The organism is Halomonas sp. S3-1-1 (assembly GCF_023757625.1).
Lineage (GTDB): Bacteria > Pseudomonadota > Gammaproteobacteria > Pseudomonadales > Halomonadaceae > Vreelandella.
Window position 1 is genome coordinate 235,320 of the sequence record NZ_JALGBZ010000005.1, and the last position, 20,859, is coordinate 256,178.

The 20,859-nt window shown below is 56.3% G+C and carries 18 protein-coding genes; 10 read left to right on the forward strand and 8 right to left on the reverse strand.

All coding sequences use genetic code 11. The annotated features are described in order from the left end of the window. Positions 1-7: 7 nt before the first annotated feature. From MQW23_RS15785 to MQW23_RS15805, 5 genes are all read right to left on the reverse strand, one after another. Positions 8-1,216, reverse strand: a complete 1,209-nt coding sequence (locus MQW23_RS15785; RefSeq protein WP_252109163.1) for a YbfB/YjiJ family MFS transporter — start codon at positions 1,214-1,216, stop codon at positions 8-10. A 91-nt stretch (positions 1,217-1,307) separates the two neighbouring features. Then, entirely contained in the window at positions 1,308-1,658 is a 351-nt protein-coding gene (locus MQW23_RS15790) for an AtuA-related protein (protein ID WP_252109164.1), read from the reverse strand. After that, the gene (locus tag MQW23_RS15795) at positions 1,645-3,075 is read right to left on the reverse strand and encodes an acyclic terpene utilization AtuA family protein (RefSeq protein ID WP_252109165.1); all 1,431 of its coding nucleotides are present in this window, start codon (positions 3,073-3,075) and stop codon (positions 1,645-1,647) included. The genes MQW23_RS15790 and MQW23_RS15795 overlap by 14 nt, the downstream gene beginning before the upstream one ends. Further along, positions 3,072-4,976, reverse strand: a complete 1,905-nt coding sequence (locus tag MQW23_RS15800; RefSeq protein WP_252109166.1) for a TRAP transporter permease — start codon at positions 4,974-4,976, stop codon at positions 3,072-3,074. The genes MQW23_RS15795 and MQW23_RS15800 overlap by 4 nt, the downstream gene beginning before the upstream one ends. 23 nt (positions 4,977-4,999) lie before the next feature. Then, the gene (locus MQW23_RS15805) at positions 5,000-5,965 is read right to left on the reverse strand and encodes a TAXI family TRAP transporter solute-binding subunit (RefSeq protein WP_252109167.1); all 966 of its coding nucleotides are present in this window, start codon (positions 5,963-5,965) and stop codon (positions 5,000-5,002) included. A gap of 399 nt (positions 5,966-6,364) precedes the next feature. Between MQW23_RS15805 and MQW23_RS15810 the strand changes: the two genes are divergently transcribed. From MQW23_RS15810 to luxS, 6 genes are all read left to right on the forward strand, one after another. Beyond that, positions 6,365-7,285, forward strand: a complete 921-nt coding sequence (locus MQW23_RS15810) for a LysR family transcriptional regulator (protein ID WP_252109168.1) — start codon at positions 6,365-6,367, stop codon at positions 7,283-7,285. A gap of 51 nt (positions 7,286-7,336) precedes the next feature. Next, positions 7,337-8,596 carry a M20/M25/M40 family metallo-hydrolase gene (locus MQW23_RS15815; protein ID WP_252109169.1) on the forward strand — a complete coding sequence of 420 codons (1,260 nt, stop codon included), beginning with the start codon at positions 7,337-7,339 and terminating at the stop codon, positions 8,594-8,596. A gap of 185 nt (positions 8,597-8,781) precedes the next feature. After that, the gene (locus MQW23_RS15820) at positions 8,782-10,236 is read left to right on the forward strand and encodes an SLC13 family permease (RefSeq protein ID WP_252109170.1); all 1,455 of its coding nucleotides are present in this window, start codon (positions 8,782-8,784) and stop codon (positions 10,234-10,236) included. 309 nt (positions 10,237-10,545) lie between these two features. Then, positions 10,546-10,761, forward strand: coding sequence for a hypothetical protein (locus tag MQW23_RS15825; protein ID WP_252109171.1), 216 nt, complete (start codon positions 10,546-10,548; stop codon positions 10,759-10,761). A 756-nt stretch (positions 10,762-11,517) separates the two neighbouring features. Next, positions 11,518-11,670, forward strand: coding sequence for a metallothionein (locus MQW23_RS15830; RefSeq protein ID WP_252109172.1), 153 nt, complete (start codon positions 11,518-11,520; stop codon positions 11,668-11,670). 358 nt (positions 11,671-12,028) lie between these two features. Continuing rightward, positions 12,029-12,553, forward strand: coding sequence for an S-ribosylhomocysteine lyase (gene luxS, locus MQW23_RS15835; RefSeq protein ID WP_252109173.1), 525 nt, complete (start codon positions 12,029-12,031; stop codon positions 12,551-12,553). An 85-nt stretch (positions 12,554-12,638) separates the two neighbouring features. Here luxS and MQW23_RS15840 read toward each other — a convergent pair whose 3' ends face one another. From MQW23_RS15840 to dcm, 3 genes are all read right to left on the reverse strand, one after another. Continuing rightward, entirely contained in the window at positions 12,639-12,911 is a 273-nt protein-coding gene (locus MQW23_RS15840; RefSeq protein ID WP_252109174.1) for a hypothetical protein, read from the reverse strand. Between the two features lie 170 nt (positions 12,912-13,081). Beyond that, positions 13,082-13,540 carry a very short patch repair endonuclease gene (locus MQW23_RS15845; RefSeq protein ID WP_252109175.1) on the reverse strand — a complete coding sequence of 153 codons (459 nt, stop codon included), beginning with the start codon at positions 13,538-13,540 and terminating at the stop codon, positions 13,082-13,084. Between the two features lie 96 nt (positions 13,541-13,636). Then, positions 13,637-15,013 carry a DNA (cytosine-5-)-methyltransferase gene (dcm, locus tag MQW23_RS15850; protein ID WP_252109176.1) on the reverse strand — a complete coding sequence of 459 codons (1,377 nt, stop codon included), beginning with the start codon at positions 15,011-15,013 and terminating at the stop codon, positions 13,637-13,639. Positions 15,014-15,609: 596 nt separating this feature from the next. Here dcm and MQW23_RS15855 point away from each other — a divergent pair. From MQW23_RS15855 to MQW23_RS15870, 4 genes are all read left to right on the forward strand, one after another. Continuing rightward, positions 15,610-17,226 carry a GAF and HD-GYP domain-containing protein gene (locus tag MQW23_RS15855; RefSeq protein WP_252109177.1) on the forward strand — a complete coding sequence of 539 codons (1,617 nt, stop codon included), beginning with the start codon at positions 15,610-15,612 and terminating at the stop codon, positions 17,224-17,226. Positions 17,227-17,257: 31 nt separating this feature from the next. Beyond that, positions 17,258-18,031, forward strand: a complete 774-nt coding sequence (locus tag MQW23_RS15860; protein ID WP_252109178.1) for a 3',5'-cyclic-nucleotide phosphodiesterase — start codon at positions 17,258-17,260, stop codon at positions 18,029-18,031. Beyond that, positions 18,028-19,437, forward strand: coding sequence for a tetratricopeptide repeat protein (locus tag MQW23_RS15865; protein ID WP_252109179.1), 1,410 nt, complete (start codon positions 18,028-18,030; stop codon positions 19,435-19,437). The genes MQW23_RS15860 and MQW23_RS15865 overlap by 4 nt, the downstream gene beginning before the upstream one ends. An 11-nt stretch (positions 19,438-19,448) precedes the next feature. Further along, positions 19,449-20,859, forward strand: a 1,411-nt coding sequence (locus tag MQW23_RS15870; RefSeq protein ID WP_252109180.1) for a FecR family protein, incomplete at its 3' end; no start/stop codon positions are given.

Consider the following 20,859-nt stretch of genomic DNA (forward strand, 5'->3'; position numbering starts at 1 on the left):
TTTTGCGCTAGAGCGCGCGCGCCTCGGTGTCCAGACGCTGGGCGGTGCGGTCCACGCGCTTGAGCACCAGCAGAATCACGGCGCCCAGCGCCACCAACGCGCCGGCAAGCCATAGCCCCAGCCGGTAGTCGCCGACGGCTTCGGCAAGCATTCCGGTCACCGCCGGCGCGATGATCTGCGCCGCGCCGTAGGCCAGCGTCAGCTGCCCCATCAGCCGCGCCGGGTTATCCGGATAAAGCCGCCCGGCCATGGTGAGCACTAAACAGACGCAGCCAAGAAAGGTACCGCCATAAAGCACCGCGCTTAACAGCAGCGCGGCTAGGCTCGTGCTCCAGAGCGGAAGCCAAATCCCCACCACCTGAATGGCCATGGCAAGGCAAAGCGCCCCCAGATAGCCAAGGTGGCGGGCGACGAAGTCCCACATCACTACCGTTAGCGCTGCGGACAGCCCCACCAGCGCAAACGCCCAGTTGCCGGTACCGGCAAGCAGCGGTTCGCGTTCGACGATGGTGACGAGAAAGGTCGCGTTGACCACGTAGCCGTAGCCGGCGCAGAAATAGGCTGGCACCATCAGGCGCAGAAAGGTCGCGCTGGCGGACCTCTTGGCAGCCGGTTGGCGCGTGGCGCTGGCGGCAGGTTTCGTAGGGGGTGGCAGCCACCGCCAGGCGGGAATCACAAGCCCAGCGCCCAGCGCGGTCAGCCAGAGCCACTGGCCGCGCCAATCGATGGAAAGCGCCAGCAACCCCTCCACCGCCAGCGCCGCCAGCACGATGCCAAGCCCCAAGCCCGCGAAGTGAATGCCCAGCTCGCTTCGGCGCTTATGTTCGATCAGCCAGTGCAGAATCAGCCCCGAGGCCAACAGCATCGAGGCGCTGCTGGAGAGCCCCGCCAAAAAGCGAAACACGGCCCAGAGCCAGACGTTTTCGGTCAGCGCCATGCCCAGGGTCGTCACCACCGCCAGCAAAAGCCCCGCGCGATAGAGCGTATCCTTGAGCGCGAGACTTCCCGTCGAGGCGGCAAGCACCGCCCCCAGCATGTAGCCCGCGTAGTTGAAAGCGGCCAGCCACCCGCCTTCGGCGTCGTTCAAAAGCCCGTCGCCCTGCATCACCGGTAGAAGCGGCGTATAGGCAAAGCGCGCCACGCCGACACACAGAAGCTGGCTGAAAATACCGGCGAGCAGCACCTTATAGCGCTGCAGGGAGATAGAGGCGGTCAAGGGCGGCTCCGTTACCTTATATGCATTATTATTGAACCATCAACGCATGATAAGGCGTCAGCCGCCGGGCGTCATGACCACCTAAGTCGAGTCAGCGCGTAATATCCACGCCGAGCAGTAGAAAGGAGAGCGTCTTGCCGTGGCCGTCCAGGTTGAGCGCACCGTTGACCCCGCCCTGGAGCACGTCGTCAATGACGAAATTCATGCCCCCCAGCTGAGGCAGCAGGTAGCGGCGAACGCGGCTAGCGCCGCGGTGCTGAAAAAGCGCCAGTACCAGGGCCTCGTCGAGCTCACTCACGAGCAGGTCGTAATCCTCCGGCCGGTAAGCGAACAACGCGATATTGAGCCGGTCGCCCTTGTCCCCGGCCCTGGCGTGAGCCAGCTGGTGAAGCGGCGTCGTCTTCACGGCGCGCGCCTGAGGCGACGTTTCAGCCTGCAGCATGGGAGGCTCCTCTTTGGTCATGGGCATTTTGCGGCTGGGCGTTTTTCGATCGGGCGTCGAACAAGCGGGCGTAGTCGTGAACGTCGTCGCGCCGCACCAGATATGAGGCGGTAAACACCCGCCGCTGGAACTGACGCCGCACGCCACCGCCGCCCGCCGGCCCCGCGCAGTAAAGCGCCAGTAGCTCTTGGGTCGCGCGCGCGACCCAGCGCCGCTCCGGATGCTCGGCAGCCAGACGCAGGCGGTAGTCGCCGTCGGGATTGGCCGGGGCCGCCAGACGCTGAAGCTCGCCGTCATCACTGTCGAACACGCTCGCAAGGCCGATAATGTCGAAACGCGTGCGTAGCTCCGCCGGGGCACGAAACGCTAGCCGCTCGCGCAGCACCCGGGCGGCGAGCCGCGCGCGCTCGAGCGCGTTGGGCCCGGCGTAGGAGATCTCCGCCTCGCTTTGCCAGCCGCCGTCGTAGCACACGGTGGTTTTCAAACGCGCAGGCGCCGGCTTGCCGCGAATGCCGCTCACCTCCACGCAATCCGGGCCTAGCTGACGCACGGTCGCGTTGGACAAATCGACCACCACGTCCGGCGTCAGGTAGTTGGCCGGGTCGTGCACCTCGTACAGAAGCTGTTCCTTGACGGTCTGCTCGGTCACGAGCCCCCCACTACCCTCCGGCTTGGTCACCAGAAGGCGCCCGTTTTCTTCCACCTCGATGATCGGATAGCCGACGGTGGCGAGACTCGGCACGTCCTTGAGCCCCGGATCGGCGAAGTATCCGCCGCTGACTTGGGCACCGCACTCGGCCAGGTGCCCGGCCATCATGCCGCAGGCGAGCCGATCCCAGTCATCCCAGCGCCACTGAAAATGGTGCATCAAGGGCGCCAGAAAGAGCGCGGGGTCGGCGACGCGCCCGGTGACCACGATGTCGGCCTCAAGCGAAAGCGCCTCTACCAGCGCCTTGGCGCCGAGATAAACGTTCGCCGAAATGAGCGCGCTGTCGTCAGGCAGCGCCTGGCGCTCCGCCTCCCAAGGCGTCAGGTCGAGCGAGCGCAGCCGGTCACGGATGTCGTCGCCATGCACCTGGGCGATGGCGATATCCGGGCGGCCTGCGGCCTCGGCCAGCTTTTTGACCAGCGCGCAGGCACCTTCGGGGTTGGCGGCGCCAAAATTGCCCAGGATGGTGATGCCGTGATCGACGCAGTCGCGCAGCACCGGCGGCAAAAACTCTTCGATCAGCGGCTCGAACCCCTGCGCCGGGTCTTCGCGCATGGCGCGGTGCGCCGCGGCCAGCGTGCGCTCGCCCAGCGTTTCGAAGGCCAAAGCGGCGGGCTTTCCTCGCCGGATGAGTTCCGCCACCACCGCCTCGGCCGCATCGGTGCGATCACCGGAGAACCCGGCCCCGCTACCCAGTAAAAAGCTCATGTGGTGTGCTCCTTGAGAGGTTGAGGCGCAGGCGTGGTCGGCGCCACGCCGTCATCGAGCAGCTGGCGACGGCGCCAGAAAAGCCCCGCGATGATAATCAACGCGCTGAGCGTGGTCAGCCATCCGGGAATGAGCGCCAGGCCGATCACCAGCACCAAGGCCAGCGCGTCCACCACGCGGTGGCCGGTCATCATGACCCGCGACATGAGCGCGGCGAAAGCCACGACGAACACGATGCCCTGCGAGCTTGCCAGCACGATATCCCAGGCCGAGCCGAAGCCCGCCAGCGCCGGGTAGATCAACAGCAGAAACGGAATGACGTAGATCGCGGCGGCCAGGCGCACCGCCTCTACCGCCGACGGCAGCCAGTTGGTGCCGGCGATACCCGAGGCGACGAACACAGCGATGCAGACCGGCGGCGTAATGACCGACAGCGTCGCAAAATAAAATACGAACAGGTGCGCGATGAGCGGCTCGACGCCGATAGTGGTCAGCGCCGGCGCCAGCACCGAGGCGACCAGCACATAGGCTGCGGTGGTGGGAATGCCCATGCCAAGAATCAGACAAACCCCGCCGACGATCAGCGCCACGAGAAACAGCGACTCTCCGCCTACGTTGACGATCAGACTCGCCAGCGTCACGCCGATCCCGGTCATGCCGATCATGGCCACCAGAATCTGTGCACCGGCCAACAGCACGCCGATGATGACCATGCCCTTGCCCGCATCGACCAGCCCGCCCACGAGCTTGCCGATGACCTCCTTGAGCGGCATGCGCGCGATCAGTGCGAAGGGTACGAAGGTCAGCACCGTCATCAGGATGCCGTAGAACGCCGACATCTGAATCGAGCGCCCGCTCAGCACCCCGTAGAAGAGCCCGCCGAGCGCGGCCAGAATCGGAATGATCCGCTCGGGCCGGCGAATTTCCGCCCAAGGCGGCAGCTCGTCTTCGGGCACCACCTTGAGCTCGCGGCGCTTGGCCACCAGATGGATCGTCAAGAACACGCCCAGATAGAAAAGTATCGCCGGCAACAGCGCCGCCAAAGCGATACGCAGGTAACTCTCGCCGATGATCTCAGCCATGATGAACGCTGCAGCCCCTAAAATCGGCGGCGCGATCTGCCCACCGGTGGAGGCCACCGCTTCCACGCCCGCTGCAAAGGGCCGCGGGTAGTTCAGCCGTTTCATCATCGGAATGGTGAAATTGCCGGTCGTGGCCACGTTGGCCACGGCGCTGCCGCTAACCATGCCGAAAAGCCCTGAGGCGACGGTCGCTACCTTGGCCGCCCCGCCCGGCGAGCGCCCGCTAATGCGCAGCGCCAAGTCCATGAAGGTATTACCGCCGCCGGTGTGCAGCAGCAGACAGCCAAAGAGCACGAACGCCGCGATGGTGGTGGCGGCCACGCCCACCAGCATGCCCCAAACACCTAGATCGCCCAGATAGATCGTTTCGGTCATGTAGTAAAGATCGAACCCGCGGTGACCTAGCGGCCCAGGAATCATCGAGCCAAACCAGGCGTAGGCGAGCCCCGCCACCACCAGCATTGGAAAGATCCAGCCAATCGCCCGACGGGAAAGCTCCAGAATGGCGATCAGCAGCACCCCGGTCAGCACCATGTCCCGCGGCGTGGCCCAGGGGAGCTCGACCAGAATCTGCTCGTAATTGAGCGCCACGTAGCCGCAGGCGAGCACCACGCCCACCGCCAGCACCAGATCGATGGCGATACCGATCGGGCGCCAGCGCTTGCCGTCGCCCAGCGGGTAGACGGCAAGCCCTAAAAGAATGACCAGCGCAAGAAAGAGACTGCGCTGAACCAGGCTTTCAAAAGGCCCAGTCGCAGACGTAAAAAGGATCAGGCCGCCAAGCGTCAGCGCCAGCCCCTTGACGAGTAGGTCTCGCATGAATTTCGTCCTCTCTCGGCGACTTACTGGGCCGGCTGCAGCGCCTCGGGAATCTCATAACCCTGCTCTTCGAAATAACGCGCGGCCCCGGCGTGCAGCGGTACCGTGCCTACCTCGAGGGTCATTTGGGCGATGTCCGCACCTTCCATTGCCGAGAAGGCGTTGATCTGCGGCTCCGGATTTTCCATGACCGCCTTGACGATTTCGTAGGCGGTCTCCTCGCTCATATCCGGATGCGCGTGAACGGCAACGCCGAATGCCCAAGTGGTGTAGGCAGGGATACCCTCGCCTGCTCCTTCGGGTACGTCGACGATTGCCAGATCAGGCATCTCATCGCGCAGGGTTTGGGCCTGCTCGTCATCGAGCGAGAGCACGCTGATGGGTGTGAACGTGGAAATGTCCATGGTGGAGCCGTCGAGACGGTTACCCACGCCGGACTTCACCGAGCCCATGACGCGACCATCCTTCATCGAATCGACAATGTCGGTAGTCGAGCCGCGCACATAGTCGGGCTCGATGCCCAGCGTCGTCATGACCGCTTCGGTGGTCTTTTCGGTAGCCGAGCCGGTGATCCCCGGGTTGAAGCGCACGCCGTCCAGCTCCGCGAAGGTGGTGACGCCGGCGTCTTCACGCATCACGGCGTTTTGCGGTGCCACGGTGTAGACCCACAGCAGGCGGCTATCGACCGGGCGCCCGTCGAACTCCTGCTCACCGGCGTAGGCGTGGTAGCCGATATTGGTGGTGACCAACCCCATATCGATCTGATGGCGGCCAAGACGGCGAAGGTTGTCCACCGCTGCGCCCGTTTCAGCCACCGACGAGCTGATGTTTTCGACCTGATTGTTGATGATCTGGTTGACGGCGACGAAGTAGCTGTAATGGCTCGACGAGCTGGAGGTCGAGCCGATCAGCAGGCGTTCGTTGGCGTGGCTGGCGGCGGAGGCGACCAGCGCGGTACTGGCGACGACGGCGGTAAGTAGCGTTTTCATGGTGACTCCTGGGCCCCAAGGGCCTTTTTTATTGTGGGGTAAAAGGTAAGTTGCGGTACAGGAACGCTTTTTTAAGCGATAGCTCAAGATGATGGCTGGCTATAATTTTGTATATTAAATTGTTTTTAAACTTTGTTTTATTTATTAAAATAAAAGAATGCGTCTTTTTAGTGCCTGAAATATGGGTGTTTGCTGCGGCACAGCAACAGCAGAAGTTACTTTAGCTAATGACTATATAAACTAAAGTCTCAGAAAAAAGCGTTTTCTGTAAGGGTTTTGCGTCAGGCACTGCCCGCTATAAGAAGTCATTCTCGTTGCCCTTAAGCGGTCTATAAATGACGGCCTTTCACGCACACTTTCTCGTGAGCACGCTCTCTCAGGCCAAAGTTGGATATTCAGATGACGACCAGCATCAAACAGCTTCAAGTATTCGTGGCGGTGGCCCAATCGCGAAGCTTTAGCGAAGCCAGCGAGCGCGTGCACCTTTCCCAACCCGCCATTTCAATCGCGCTAAAAAAGCTCGAGGAGAGTGTGGGCGGAGCGCTGTTTGCCCGCACCAGCCGCCAGCTCGCGTTGACGCCGGAAGGCGAGGCGTTTTTGCCCGTCGCGCAGCGTCTTCTTAGCGACTGGCACGAGGCTTTCGAGGATCTCGGTGAGCAGTTCTCCAAGCAGCGCGGCAAGGTGACGGTTGCCGCACTGCCGACACTGGCGGCGGGGGTATTTCCAAGCGTGCTCAAGCGCTTTCACGAGACCTATCCCCGCATCAATCTGAGCCTTCACGACGTGCTGGCCGAGCAAATCAATCAAATGGTGCGCGAGGGTCGCGCCGACTTCGGGCTTTCCGTCGAGCCTCAGAACGCAGACAATCTGAGCTTCGAGCCCATTTGGGTCGACCGCTACGTGGCGGTTTTCCCTGAAGGCCACGCGCTTGATCAGCAAACGCACGTAGAGTGGGCGCAGTTGGGGGACTACCCTTTCATCGGCATCAATCGGCTATCGAGCTCGCGTCAGGATATCGACCGCACAGTGGCAAGCGTAGGCGTCAAGCTCGATATTCTTTGCGATGCCAGCCAGATCGCCACGGTTGGCCGTATGGTCGCGGCGGGGCTTGGCATTAGCGTACTTCCTGCGCTGAGCTTTCGTCAGATCGCGGCAGCAGGTATCGACCACCGGCCGCTGGTAGCGCCGAACACGCCCCGCGAGCTTGGTATTGTCTTAAGCCGGCGCCATCCTCTGTCCAGTGCAGCGCGGGCGCTGTTCGAGCTGATTCACGCCGTCGATGATGGCTCAAGGCCGATGAACGGCACACGTTTCCACTAGATTTGTGCCAAACTGGATAGCCTACTCACGAGCCAACATGGAGAGTTTTACATGAGCGAAAGCGCCAAACCCTGGACGCAGCCGATGCCCGAGGCGCAGTTCGATTTGATGCGCAATATCATCGCCGCGCCAAGCCCGGTTGGGCTCGAAGGGGCCATGACCTACGGCGTGCTGAAGCCGTACTTTGAAAGCTTCGCCCCGGAGAGCTGGAAGCTTCATCAGTATCGTGGCAACGCCGGCGTGGTGCTGGATACCCACCCGGGTCAGGACGACATGTTCAAAATCATGCTGGTGGGTCATGCCGACAAGATCCGCATGCAGGTGCGCTCGATCGGCGAGGACGGCAAGATCTGGATCAACACCGACTCGTTTTTGCCGACGGTGCTGATCGGCCACGAAGTCATCCTGTTCAGCGAAGACCCGGAAGCGCCGGGCAGCTATCGCCGGCTGGAAGGCGGCACCGTCGAGGCGCTGGGCGCGATCCACTTCTCGGACCCAAGTGTCAGAAGCGGCGAGAAAGGCATCAAGAAAGAGCAGATCTATCTGGATCTACAGATTCACGGCGAGAACAAGAAACAGCAGGTGCTCAACCTGGGCGTGCGCCCGGGTGATTCGATCATCTTCAACCGCCCGATCAAAAAAGGCTTCAGCCCCAACACCTTCTACGGTGCGTATCTCGATAACGGCCTGGGCTGCTTCGTCACCGCGGAAGTGGCACGCCTGGTAGCCGAAGCCGGCGGCACCAATAACGTACGCGTAATGTTCGCCATCGCAAGCTACGAGGAGATCGGCCGCTTCGGCAGCCGCGTGCTAGCCGGTGATCTCAAACCCGACGCGCTGATCGGTATCGACGTGAACCACGACTACGTGGCCGCGCCCGGCATCGGCGATAAGCGCATGCAGGCGCTGGAGATGGGCAAGGGCTTTACGCTGTCCGTCGGCTCGATCGCCAGCGAGCAGCTCAACCGCATCATCGCCGAAACCGCGCGCCAGCAGGACATTCCCATGCAGCGCGATATCGTCGGCGTGGATACCGGCACCGACGGGATGGCAAGCGTTCTTGCCTCCATCGATAGCGCCGCGACCTCGCTGGGCTTTCCGACGCGCAATATGCATACCATCTCGGAAAGCGGCAACACCCAGGACGTGCTGGCCGCGATTCACGTACTGGCCGAGACGATCAAGCTGCTGGATCAGGTCGACGACGTCAACGGGCTATTCTTCGATCACCACCCGCGCTTGGATCAGGCAAGCGAGCTCGATCATCAGGGCAGCGACAAGCCCAAGGATGAGAAAGAAGACGACGAGTAACCTCTACGCCCCCGTCCACGCCGGGGGCTTTTTTTTGCCCGCCTAATACTCCCAGCGCTGCTCCCGCCTGCTATACACGACCAAAGTCTTACCCCCTGGACAAACGTTTCATAGACGTAAGTGGTAGCATCCAGCCGCCAACGTTATCGCCAAGCGATCTGTTTATTTCTGTCTGGGAGCCAAGCATGAGTTCATTAACCGATCAGTGGCGCCGGTGGGTGCCGCTGCTGGCGGGGCCGTTACTGTTCGTAGTACTCCAGTTGGCGATGCCCGCCACGCTGATCGACCCAATGCCACGCATCGTGCTGGGGCTCACGGTGTGGATGGCAGTGTGGTGGGTCACCGAGCCGGTGCCTATTCCGGTTACCTCGTTTCTGCCGATGATTCTACTGCCGCTGACCGGCGTCATGAGCATGGACGAAGCCGTCGTGGGCTACGCCAACCCGGTCATCTACATGTACATGGGCGGTTTCATACTAGCGATCGCCATCGAGCGCTGGAACCTGCATCGACGCATCGCGCTCTCCATCGTCAACCGCATTGGTAACAGCCTGCGTAGCATCGTGCTAGGCGTGCTGATCGCCTCGGCGTTTTTGTCGATGTGGATCTCCAACGCGGCCACGGCGCTGATGATGCTACCCATCGCCGTGGCGCTTTTAAATGAGCTCGACGAGCGCGACCAGTTCGAGAAGAACCAGCGCGACGCTTTCGCGCGCACGCTGCTATTGACCGTGGCCTACTCCGCTTCGATCGGCGGGCTCGCCACGATCATCGGCTCGGTGCCCAACGCCATCGTAGTGGCGATGATTCCGCAGTTCTTCGATGTCGAAATCAGCTTTCTACAGTGGATGATCTTCGCGCTGCCGCTGACGATTCTGCTGCTGGTCTTTCTCTACGCCTACCTGACCCTCGTCTACTCAAAAGTGCCCAACACGCGCCTTGAAGTAAACTTCGTGGCTCAGGAGCTCGAAGCGCTCGGCCCAATCACCCGCAATGAAAAGCGCGTGCTTGGGGTGTTCGTACTCACCGCACTGGCTTGGGCACTGCGCGGCTGGCTGGCGCCGTTTTTCGATCTACCGATCAACGATACCCTGATTGCGGTGATCGCCGCGGTGTCGCTATTCATCATTCCGGCCCATGGTGAAAAGCGTAGCCTGCTGATTTGGGATGACATGAAGCATCTGCCCTGGGGGCTTTTCATCCTGTGGGGTGGGGGCATGTCGCTGGCCGCGGCGTTCAGCGCCAGCGACCTGACCGGCTGGATCAGTGAACAACTCCAGTTGCTCGACGGGGTGAGCTACTTCTGGCTCTTGCTGTTCATGGTGCTCTTGATGCTCTTTCTCACCGAAATCATCTCCAACACCGCCACGGCCAATATGGCAATTCCCATTACCGCCGGGCTCGCCGCAGCGATCACTACCGGCAATCCGCTGGGGCTGATGATCGCAGTGGCGCTGGCCACTACTTGCGCCTTCATGATGCCGATCTCGACGCCACCCAACGCGGCCGTGTTCTCGAGCGGGCGTATTACCATTAAACAGATGGCCAAGGCGGGCTTTGCCATGAACATCGTCAGCGCCGTAGTCATCACGGTGTTCGTCTACTTCATCGTGCCGCTGCTGTTGCCCTCGCCTTTATAAGGCGCAAAAAAAGACCCGGCCATCCGGCCGGGTGCAGTACGAGCATGTCCTCCCTGAAGACTTTCGCAACCTCCTGTCGCGCCTCCCTGGTTTAGCCAGCCTCCTGCTTGCTCCCTCCTACGCCCTCCCGGCGTCTTGACCACCATGCGCTCGCGATGTGTCAGCCGCGTGACAAAATTAAAACGCTATTGTTAACCCAGAGCAGTGGCAGAACGCGGTAAGCCGCTTATGCTTGAAAGGTAGCAAGAGCAAAGGGAATTGAGCTCTTTTACGCGAGACCCCACAACTCAATAACAGCAGGAGGTTAGCGTGCGGGATATCATGATCAGTCATACCGTGGGCGGTTTGGATATTATTTGCCGCCATTGCGGCAACGCCGAAACCCTCAAAACGTTCTATTTCAAGCACTTTCGTCTGGAAGGTACCGGCAAGCAAAGCGCGACTCTGCGCTGCTTGGCGTGCCAAACCGGCATGGACGTACCGCTTGACCAGCTGGGCCCACAGTATTTGGATACGGCCTGCTGAGCGCCAAACCTTTGGCGCATTAAAAAAGCCCCAGCCGCTACCGGCTGGGGCTTCATCGAATCTTCCTTAACCCTGCTCCATAAACATCCCGCTCATGCATCCTTGTGAGTGCAAACCTCCTGTTCGCCTCTCCTTCTCGCTTGTCCTTAAGCAGTGCGCACACAGTGGACCCTATAGAGGGCAAACGATTTATCCTGAGTTAACCAATGCCAAAATTCATCGGTTTTTTAGCTTGCAAAGCGATAACGCCGCAAAATATGGGCAAAATTTGGACAGACACTCTATTTTCTACACCAGCATCATTTACGTACTAGGCAAGTACAATAAAAATACAATTTTATCTTGTACACACCTTGGCGTTGTTCTATAGTCTGTAGTGTTCGCGGCAAGGAAACCGCTTCGCGAAGGATCGCCCGTTCAGGAAGAACGAAGTCTTCAAGGAGTGAATGTACTCAGGATGAGTACTTAGCGTTCAAGGATGAAAAAAGCTCAGGATTGAGCGTTTACGTCTCACGGAAATGAGAAGCTCAGGACGAGCAAGCAAAACACACGGATGGCCAGCAGAGGCAACGAAAAAGCACCCTTTTTAAGGGTGCTTTTTCGTATCTGTTCGGAAAACCCGCCATACAGCCCCACCCGCTCACAATAGCTTGAAGGCAGCGCTTTGATCGCCTGCTTTGAAATTTTCAAAAAATAGCAATTACATAACATCACCTCAGGACACTACGCTTAAAAGAGTTAACAAAGGAGGTCGCTATGTCTGAACAACAGTGTGCATGCCCCAAATGCGAATGCGCCGTTAACGCGGAATCCATCGAAAAAGATGGACAACGTTTTTGCTGTCAGTCCTGCGCCATTGGCCACACAGACGGCAGCGCCGACTGCGGTCATAACTGCCAATGTGGTTAACGCCCCGTAAAGCGTATCGAAAGCCTAGCGCCCGATTGCCATCGATGATCGGGCGCTTTTTTATAAAGGAGCAAAGCGAGGGAATGCGCCGTGCGTAACCAGACACCTTGCACTAAGCTTTAAGGGTTTAACCAACGGATCAGGGAAAGAAAATGCCATCAACCACCGCCATCGTTGTTATCATCGTCATCATTGCCGTACTGGGCATCGGCTTTAGCGGCGCACTGCCTTTTTAAGACCGCTAGATCGAATGCGATGATGAGAGGAAGGGGCGCGTGAAGCGCCCCGCTCTCGTTATATCCCTGCTTGAAGCAGGTGCCGCTTTAAACCGCCCCATCGATGACACCAAGGATCTCCCATGCCACTACTCGATAGCTTTACCGTCGATCACACGATCATGAACGCCCCGGCAGTTCGCGTTGCTAAAACCATGACCTCCCCCTCCGGCGACACCATTACCGTGTTCGATTTGCGCTTCAACAAGCCTAACGAAGACATGATGGGCGAAAAAGGCATTCACACGTTGGAGCACCTGTTTGCCGGCTTCATGCGTAATCACCTGAACGGCGACAGCGTCGAGATCATCGATATCTCGCCCATGGGCTGTCGCACCGGTTTTTACATGAGCCTGTTGGGTAGCCCTTCAGAAGAGCAGGTCAGCGAGGCCTGGCTTGCCTCCATGCACGATGTGCTTGCGCTCAACCGCATGGACGAAATTCCCGAACTCAACGAGTACCAGTGCGGCACCTACGTGATGCACTCGCTGGACGACGCCAAGCAGATCGCCCAGAACATCATCGATAACGGCATCGGCGTAAACAAGAACGCGGACATCGCGCTAAGCGAAGAGCGTTTGTCGGCACTGGGCAACGACGTCAAATAACGTGTAGGTCCAGACACGAGAAAGCCCCGCCATGGCGGGGCTTCTTCATGTCAGGCAGCACCTGAGCTGCCCGTCTTTACATCGCTTAGAGGCGCTCGTCGAGCCACTTCTTGACCGCAAACTGGTCTTGGGAACCTGCGGGCAGCTCGTCACGAATCAGCTCCTCACCCTTGTGTAGCGCGGTGATCGGCGCCGAGGCGGAGAGCACGATGTTCAGCATATAGAGCACTTCATTGCCCTGCTTGGGGTCGAAGGTCGTACTCTCTTCTGGCTCGCCGCTTACGCGCGGGTCATTGCTCGGTATATCGTCCCAGCTGTAGTGGTCCAGGCTCAGATTGATACGCTGAAAATCCGCCATGTCATACCTCGATCATCCAATGAGTGTCGTTGCTCCATTACCGCCGCCGACCATGGCCGACAGCCCTTTCAGGGTAGCAAAGATGCGTGATTTAGCGCGGTTACCGCGCCGGATCGAGGCAAATGGAGGCGGTTGTTTAACTCATGTAATGAAGTCGGTACTCAAAACAGTCATTCCCGCACCCGCGGCGGCTTCTCGGGCCACTCCGTCAGCGCGATTTCCCCTTCGATGGCATCTACCACCTCCTCGAACTGATCCGGGCAGTGCTTGACGCCACACTCCCAAACGACGATGACTCGCCAGCCCAGCGCCTCGAGTTCGGCGCGCTTTCGCGCATCGCGCTCGACGGTATCGCCAAGCTTTTGCTGCCAAAAGGTGGTTTGACTTGCGGGGGTGGTGGCGTAGAAGCAGCCAGGGTGGCGGTGCCAAAAACAGCCGTTGACGAACAGCGCCATCTGATAAAGCGGCAAGATTACATCCGGCTTGCCGGGAAGCTCGACCGAATGCGCTTCAAACGACAGATGACGTCGCTCGAGTTCGGCCTGGACGAAGCGCTCCGGCGCGGTGTTCTTGCCCTTAATAGAAGCCATCATTTTCGAACGTGTGGAAGGATCGACGATGTCGGTCATGCAAGTATCCGCCAGACAGGTCTTCAAAGCGTAGCACGCCCGGCCTAGCTTCACCGCCGCGTCAAGCGTCTGCCGGCGTCTAATGCGCCAGGGTTATTAAGAGCTTGAGTAACCCTCTGTTTGGCGGTCCGAATCGATTTTAACCGCGGCGAGAATACGCGGTTTCATCAATTGGGCGACGGCTTCGAACACCGGCACGACCACCGAGTTACCGAACTGACGATACGCTTGGGTATCTGAAACCGGAATGACGAAACGGCTTTCGCCGGGGGCGTCGAACCCCATCAGCCGCGCGCACTCCTGGGGCGTTAGCCGGCGCGGGCGATGGCGCTGGTTCGCCTCGCCGTAAAAGTTCTGGGTGTCGTCGAAGCCGCGGTCGACCAGTATCTCCGAGCCATCCTTGTGGTAGCGCGCCGAGAGCGTACGGGCAACGTCGCCCTCGCGCGTCAACCCAAATCCGAAGCCGTTGCCTTTTTCGCGATGCTTCTGCGCGTACTTGTAGAGGTACTCCCACAGTTTGGGGGTCAAAACGTACTTGTGGCTGACCTCGGTATCGAGCAGCTCGCCAAAGCTCGGCCTGTGCGTCGGGTAAAGACTTGCGATCTCTTTCAGGCTGAAATCTTTGTGAACGTTCAAGTCGCTGCGAAAGCCGACCAGCACGATCCGCTCGCGGTGCTGTGGAACAAAGTGCCTGGCATCGATCACCTTCGGATCGCGGCCTTTTGGCGCATCGACATCGGCCACCTCGTACCCCAGCTCGTCCAGCGCTTCGCAGATCACCTGAAAGGTCTTGCCTTGGTCATGGCTTTTGAGGTTTTTGACGTTCTCCAGCACGAATGCCGCGGGCCGCTTGGCCGCGAGAATCCGCGCCACGTCGAAAAAGAGCGTGCCCTGGGCGTCGCACTCGAAACCGTGCTTGCGCCCCAGCGAGTTCTTCTTCGACACCCCCGCCAGCGAAAACGGCTGGCAGGGAAAACCCGCCAGCAGCACGTCATGATCCGGTACGTGGCGGCCGATATGGCGGTAAGCGGCGTCTTCGTCGACGGAGAGATCCGCGCTCAGGGTCAACTCGCGAATGTCCTCGTTGAAGCGGTGTTTGATCGGGTCGCAATAGTGGTTCGCCTTGTAGGTGCGCACGGCGTACTTGTTCCACTCGGAGGTCAGCACGCACTCGCCGCCAATCGTCTCGAACCCTTTTCGAATCCCGCCGATACCGGCGAACAGATCGACGAAGCGAAACGCCGGCTTCATATCGTTTGGTTTGGGCGCCGGTAGCATGTCGATCATGCGCTGGTGAGCGGCACGGGAAACCTTGGGCTCGGCCTTGCCCTTCGCCCAGCGGTTGATGGTTTCCCGGCACCAGCTGCCCTTGTCGGCCTCTGACAGTGCTTGGGCGATGGCGCCCTGATCATAGATCTCTAACAGTTTACCGAGCAGCGCGTTTTCATCGAGCGCTTCGTAGGGAGAGGCCAAAGCGCACCTTCGGTACTGAGCAATCGGTAGTTCAGAATCTTGATCGAAATCGGATAGGCGCGACATGGCTTTCTCTGGGTCAAATGTGTGACGAGATACTACGATTATATATTGCTCCCGTTTTAACTGCGAACAGGTCCATGCGCCAATATAGAGCATGATGGTATTGATCTTTTTTCCAAAGAGATCGTTTTATCCATATCCCAAGCATCACCTTTTTCAAGTCTACTGCTCCTTCTGATTAATCAGGCGTTTATTATCCGACGAGGTTACTGATTTAATCGACCCACACTCTGTAACCCATTCATTTCGACTAATTGATACACCTTTTATAAATGAGTCAAACGGCGAATAATTTTCAAACATGAAAAATGCGAATAAAAATCATTAAATAATTAATTCAAGTAAATAGAAAATAAAACAAAACCAAAAAAAACATAAAAAATTAAAAAAATTACACAAAAACACAAAATTTACAAAAAAAACCATGCTTTTATCTAGCAAGAAAGTACCCTTATTAAAAAGTGAGGTAGTCCTAAATAATGAAGGGAAATATACATTAGGCTTACATGATCATATCCTCCAGTGAAAGTGACTTGTCTAGCATCCGTCAGCTCAACGAGATAGGTATCGCCCTGTCTTCGGAGCGCAATCTCGACACATTGCTTGAAAGTCTTTTGTACAGTGCGCGTGAGCTAACCTCGGCTGATGCAGGGACTCTTTACATCGTCGATAGCGCACAGAAGCAGCTGTCTTTTGCCATCGTGCAGAACGATACACTGGGATTGTACTTGGGGGGCAATGGAGAACCAGTAGGTGCACATTTTCCAACTATCGATCTATTTCAACCCGATGGCTCTCCCAACCATCATTTAGTCGTTGCCTACACGGCTTTGAACGATAAAACGGTCAATATTGAAGATGCTTACTGCGCCCAAGGTTTCGATTTTTCGGGAACCTGCAAATTCGATCAATCGACAGGTTACCGTTCGAGAGCATTTCTGACCGTTCCCATGCATAGCCATGAGGGTGAGGTCGTCGCGGTATTACAACTTCTCAATAAACGCGTGGAGCACGGGCTAACAGGCACTTTTAGTCGAGCCGACCAGCATATAGCAGAGTCTCTTGCCTCTCAGGCCTCGGTCGCTATCACGAACCAACGATTGATCGATGAAATGCGTACGCTTTTTGATAGCTTCGTGCGTGTAATCGCAACGGCTATCGATGCGAAATCCGCTCATACGGGCGCGCACTGCCGACGTGTTCCCGATGCAACGTTGTTGTTGGCAGAGGCCGCCCACCGTTCGATACACCCTGATATCGCAAGCTTTACTCTGACAGATGCTGATCGCTACGAAATTAAAACAGCGGCATGGCTACATGACTGCGGAAAAATCGTTATTCCGCATCACATTATGGAAAAATCCACGAAGCTAGAAGGGCTTTTCGATCGTTTACATTTAATTGAGGCGCGCTTCGCTGCTAAAAAGCGCGAAATCGAAAATGAACAGCTACGCAGAGAATTAAGTGCCTGCCGTAACAACAAGGTAGTGACTCAAATCGAGCGTGATACTTTTCAAGCTGAACTCGACTCGTTAGCAAATCATCTTGCACTAGTGCAGCGGGTCAATGCCGACGGCGCCATCGTGCAAGATGAGGATATAAAAAAACTCGAACTTATCGCTCAACAAGATTGGGAAGATGCCAGCGGTTGTCGAATGCCACTCTTGACGGCAGACGAACTCGAAAACCTTTGCATCCGACGAGGCACGCTCAACCACAATGAACGCAAAATCATAGAAGGTCATGTCCAAGCCACGCTCGACATGCTTAGCGAGCTCCCCTTCCCGAAACAGCTACAGCGCGTTCCTGAATATGCAGGAGGACATCACGAGAGAATGGACGGTAGCGGTTACCCTAAAGGTTTGACACGTGATGAGCTGTCTCTACCCGCCCGTATGTTAGGGATAGCTGACGTATTCGAAGCCCTGACGGCTCCAGATCGCCCTTACAAAATGCCCATGACATTATCCGAGGCGCTTACAGTCATGGGTCACATGGTTGAAAACCAGCATCTGGATGGAGCGCTTTTTGCGGTATTTATAGAAGAGAAAGTATACCTGGAGTATGCCCATAAGCACCTGCAGAGTTTTCAAATAGACTCGGTCGACGTAGATACTCTTCCGGGACTGAAGACAGCTTCATCTACATAACTATTAACCTAATATTATATAAGACGACCCAATGCAGATTAAAACACTTGGTGCAAGCGGCGGACTAGAATCCATTCAAGGTACCAGTGCTTTTCATTTACCTCCACACACGCTTATCGATGCGGGTACGGGTGTTCAACGACTTAGCTCGCATGAGATAATGTCGTTGACAAATGTATTATTAACGCATGCCCACTTGGATCATATCGCAAGTCTCCCCTTGTTGATTGATAGGCAGTTCAAGATGCTTGCCGAGCAAGATCGTACGCTCGATATTTTTGCGCTGCCAGAAGTACTAAACATGCTCAAACTTCATATATTCAATGAGCATATCTGGCCAGACTTTACAAAACTGCCATCGCATGAATTTCCTGTCATTAATCTTATACCCGTTACCGTTTGGGAGTCTTTTACATTATCGTCTTATACGGATAACTCCTTGCGAGTAATGCCCTTCCCACTTTTTCATGTCGTCCCCACGTGTGGTTATTGCATCATCAAGGGTACTCAAAAAATAGCAATCTGTGGAGACACTGGGCTTTGTGAAGAAACGATCGTTTCGCTTAACCGTCTGGGAGCGTTAAAGCGTTTGGTTATTGAATGCGCTTACTGCGATGACTTGGATACACTGGCAGATGCTGGTCATCATTTGACTCCTCGCCGATTGAGCAGGCTCTTGGCGTCTTTAAATGTTCTTCCGGACGAGCTCGTCGTTACGCATTTAAAACCCAACCTTCGAGATAAGATTACTGCCGAGCTAAAGCGCCAGCTTCCCCGCCAGTTAAACTGGACGCTCCCCACATGAGGCAATTTGGTTTATCGAGCATATTGAAGTGTTTTATAGCGACTATAGGAAGTACAGGTCTAGCTACTTCTTTACAGGCCTATCAGACAGAGTTGTCTCAAGCCAAAATTATGTTGTCTCAAAAAGCTCCTCAATTGGCTTATTCAGAGCTACGAGCAATAGAAGTAGAGAATAGTGGTACTCCAGAATTCGACTACTGGCTTGGTGTGGCCGCTCTTCGTGCGGGTGAAGCAAGCCATGCGTTAATGGCTTTGGATAGAGCGATTTTACGTCAACCCGATCATGCTGGTGCCCGTTTGGAGCGAGTAGCTGCCTTGATGCGCCTGGACCAATTTGAAACGGCCGAACGTGAGATGAATCATTTACGGGACCTTTCTCCTCCGCCAGACGCACTTGAGGTTATTGAGCGTTTTCAAGCACTGATTGATGAGTATCGTCATCAAAAAAATGGCTCAAAACATAATGGATTTTTAGGCTTGGAGGTAGGTTACGACAGCAACCCTCAGCGCCTGCCAAGTGAAATTGCGATTGACCCCTTGCGACCTGAACTTAGACGGCAAGTCGAAAGATTGATCGCCAATGGTTGGCAGCCGCAGGGCGGCGTTTCGGGTCTTGACGAGCAAATCTTCTACCGTAACGGCAGTTCCTATCAACGGATCCAAGGAAGCTATCAAGGAAATATTCCAATTAACGACCACTCCCGTTGGCAGGTGGGCGCAATTAGTCAATCTCAACGCTATACCGAAGAAATGGCTCGAGCCTACGATTTGACGCTGGCTCAAGCCCAACTCGGCTACGAACGTGATATGGCATCGCAAAGTGTACTGGCCTTGAAAGGAAGTGCCTTAATCGGATGGAGTGGAGAGGATCAAAACCACTTGCTGACTCGCTGGCGAAGCGATCTGGATTTCACTCACGCAGTGGGTCTGGATAGCAAACTTGTCTGGCGGTTAGGACTTGAACGTAACGATTTTGATCTCGCCTCAAATGATTATCACGCAGGCAGCCTGGGAATACAGCTGGATACTCTCTACTCGGACTTTCGAATTCGTTGGAGCGCGCAGCTTGAGCATGAATGGGCCAATGATAGCCGAGATGGCGGAGATCTTCTGGGTTTATCGCTTGGCTCTATCATCGACTATCCATTCAGCGAACGCCACCTGATTCGCTCAAGTTTTACCCATCGAATCCGTTCTTATCAGGAAGACGGTTTTGCTTTTTATAACGAATTTTCAGATTCAAATCGCCGTGACCACGTATCCCAAGCGCGAGTTTCCTGGCTTTTTCAGTTCGATCGAAACTGGCTACTGGAGACGAGTGCCGAGGCTGAGCGTCGACACTCTACCATCGAGTTTTTTGATACTAGCCGTTACCAGGCAAATGTAGCGCTTCGCTACCTTTTTTGATGGAGATCATTATGGCCTGTTTTCAAAAGCGCCCCTTGGCTCGTTTAACAAGCATCGGTTTGGGAAGCCTTGCGCTGATCCCATTTCCTACCTTTGCCGACACACCGGCAGGAAGGATCATGTTCGTTCACGGTGACGCCTCTATTGAGCGTGACGGTGAGCGGTTAGTCGCTGAGCGCGGCGATGATTTTTTCACCGGAGATATATTCCATACTGCTGCCGCCAGTACGCTTCAACTACGCTATAGCGACGGTGGTACCAAAGCGATTCGACCCGAGAGCTCCTACGTTCTTGAACGTTACGTACTAGATGAAGACGTTCCCGAGAACTCCTTTCAAAGCGGTGAGCTAATCCGTGGTGGCCTACGATCGATTACCGGTACTATCGGTAAACTAGCGCCTCAAAACGTCACTCATAGAACGCCCGTCGCTACCATTGGAATACGTGGTACCAGCTTTCAAATCCTGCACGTACCTGATGGTGGAACAGCCTCGCTGCCAGGTATCGGTTCAGGTAGCTATTTTTATGTAGAGAGCGGCATGCTGGCGATGTCGACCAACGCAGGCGATACCCTTATACGCCCCGGCGAAGTTTTCTTTACATCGTCGCTTGATTCAGCCCCCCAGTTGGTGCCTAACGGTATTGGTATCTTTGAGCAGCTCGACAGTAACATGCCACAAGGCGAAGAGACTTCCACAACAGAGGCATCGCCACGTTTAGCCCCAACACCAGTGAGTAATAGCGCTACCGCTCAGACTACATCTACTACTTCTATTAACAATGATCCCTCCCCGACCAGTAGCTCGGTAACTAGTTCACAGCCAGCAAATACTTTTTTGGAAAATATGGCGCTAAGTGGCGTAGTCAATAATGACTCAATAGAGAATAGACTCATTGCATCTCAGCAGCGCGAATTGGAGGCAAGTGCTTTTATAGACTCAAGCGAGCGCATCGACCAAGTCCAAAACGCTAATATCGATAGCATCATTGATGCCCGCGATAATTCTCTCGATGCCCCTACCATCACGGAGGAAAGTAATAGCGATGATGATCTGCGTGATGTTGAAGGTCGCCAACCTGAGAACAGTTCTCAAAATTCGAAGCCATCTCTGACCAACGATGATTCTACCGGAAACAACGGTAGCGAGAATACTGGTAACAGCGAGAACACCGGAAATAACAGCAACACCGTGAATAACGCCAACAGTGGCAATAGCGGCAATAGCGGCAATAGCGGTAATAGCGGTAATAGCGGTAATAGCGGTAATAGCGGTAATAGCGGTAATAGCGGCAATAGCGGCAATAGCGGCAATAGCGGCAATAGCGGCAATAGCGGCAATAGCGGCAATAGCGGCAATAGCGGCAATAGCGGCAATAGCGGCAATAGCGGCAATAGCGGCAATAGCGGCAATAGCGGCAATA

Excerpts from the sequence above, each read along its gene's own strand:
- MQW23_RS15865 (WP_252109179.1), top strand. The coding sequence starts at position 18,028 with ATGAGGCAATTTGGTTTATCGAGCATATTGAAGTGTTTTATAGCGACT.
- luxS (WP_252109173.1), top strand. The coding sequence starts at position 12,029 with ATGCCACTACTCGATAGCTTTACCGTCGATCACACGATCATGAACGCC.
- MQW23_RS15845 (WP_252109175.1), bottom strand. The coding sequence starts at position 13,540 with ATGACCGACATCGTCGATCCTTCCACACGTTCGAAAATGATGGCTTCT.
- MQW23_RS15840 (WP_252109174.1), bottom strand. The coding sequence starts at position 12,911 with ATGGCGGATTTTCAGCGTATCAATCTGAGCCTGGACCACTACAGCTGG.
- MQW23_RS15820 (WP_252109170.1), top strand. The coding sequence starts at position 8,782 with ATGAGTTCATTAACCGATCAGTGGCGCCGGTGGGTGCCGCTGCTGGCG.
- MQW23_RS15815 (WP_252109169.1), top strand. The coding sequence starts at position 7,337 with ATGAGCGAAAGCGCCAAACCCTGGACGCAGCCGATGCCCGAGGCGCAG.
- MQW23_RS15830 (WP_252109172.1), top strand. The coding sequence starts at position 11,518 with ATGTCTGAACAACAGTGTGCATGCCCCAAATGCGAATGCGCCGTTAAC.
- MQW23_RS15800 (WP_252109166.1), bottom strand. The coding sequence starts at position 4,976 with ATGCGAGACCTACTCGTCAAGGGGCTGGCGCTGACGCTTGGCGGCCTG.
- MQW23_RS15860 (WP_252109178.1), top strand. The coding sequence starts at position 17,258 with ATGCAGATTAAAACACTTGGTGCAAGCGGCGGACTAGAATCCATTCAA.
- MQW23_RS15795 (WP_252109165.1), bottom strand. The coding sequence starts at position 3,075 with ATGAGCTTTTTACTGGGTAGCGGGGCCGGGTTCTCCGGTGATCGCACC.
- MQW23_RS15790 (WP_252109164.1), bottom strand. The coding sequence starts at position 1,658 with ATGCTGCAGGCTGAAACGTCGCCTCAGGCGCGCGCCGTGAAGACGACG.
- MQW23_RS15810 (WP_252109168.1), top strand. The coding sequence starts at position 6,365 with ATGACGACCAGCATCAAACAGCTTCAAGTATTCGTGGCGGTGGCCCAA.
- MQW23_RS15805 (WP_252109167.1), bottom strand. The coding sequence starts at position 5,965 with ATGAAAACGCTACTTACCGCCGTCGTCGCCAGTACCGCGCTGGTCGCC.